At 33.2% G+C, this 778-nt stretch carries 1 protein-coding gene; it reads left to right on the plus strand.

All coding sequences use genetic code 11. The features are described 5' to 3' along the window. Window positions 1-268 precede the first annotated feature (268 nt). A complete protein-coding gene (spxA, locus tag CYJ57_RS07705) occupies window positions 269-673 on the plus strand; it encodes a transcriptional regulator SpxA (RefSeq protein WP_006702048.1) in 405 nt (134 codons plus the stop codon). Window positions 674-778: the final 105 nt, after the last annotated feature.

The following is a 778-nucleotide window of genomic DNA, read 5'->3' on the forward strand; positions in this document are numbered from 1 at the left end:
CATTGAGATCCCTCCTTAGATTTAATATACACTAAAGTGGGACATTTTCATTTACGGTTACTTGAGACATTATCATTTGTAGATGAGAGTTTTAAGGATAGTTATTCCAATTAAGATTGATATGGATTAGGTTTCATGGTATAATTAGAAGAAACAAGATAGGTAACTTTATTTTGTTTATTGTTGAAAGTCTCAATGTTTATATAAATCATTGTTTATATAAATCATTGAGTGTCAGTGCTGGATCTACATAGAGAGGAGAACAGCCATGGTTACATTATTCGTGACACCAAGTTGTACATCATGTCGAAAGGCGAAGGCATGGTTAGAGATGCATAATATTGAGTATCAAGAAAGAAATATTTTTACTGAGCCTTTATCGGAAGTAGAAATTAAATCGATTCTTAAAATGACTGAAAATGGGACAGAGGATATCGTTTCATTACGTTCTAAAGCTTATGCAGAACTAGAAATTGATATCTCGGAATTACCTATGAAAGATTTTTACCAGTTAGTTCAAGAACAACCTGGATTATTAAGAAGACCGATTATTTTAGACGATAAACGTCTGCAAATTGGCTACAATGAGGATGAAATTCGTCGATTCTTACCAAGAGAAGTTCGCGCCATGGAATTGCAACGCGCTTGGGAAGATTTGTTAGTTAATGAATAATTTTAAGCTTTCCCTATCTGAGGTGACCCCCGAAAGTTAGAGTTAAAAACTAACTTTATGGGGGTCATTTTATGTCTAAAAAATATAGTTACGAATTTAAAATGC

The sequence above is a fragment of the Falseniella ignava genome, from assembly GCF_002847645.1.
Classification (GTDB): Bacteria; Bacillota; Bacilli; order Lactobacillales; family Aerococcaceae; genus Falseniella; species Falseniella ignava.

Excerpts from the sequence above, each read along its gene's own strand:
- spxA (WP_006702048.1), top strand. The coding sequence starts at position 269 with ATGGTTACATTATTCGTGACACCAAGTTGTACATCATGTCGAAAGGCG.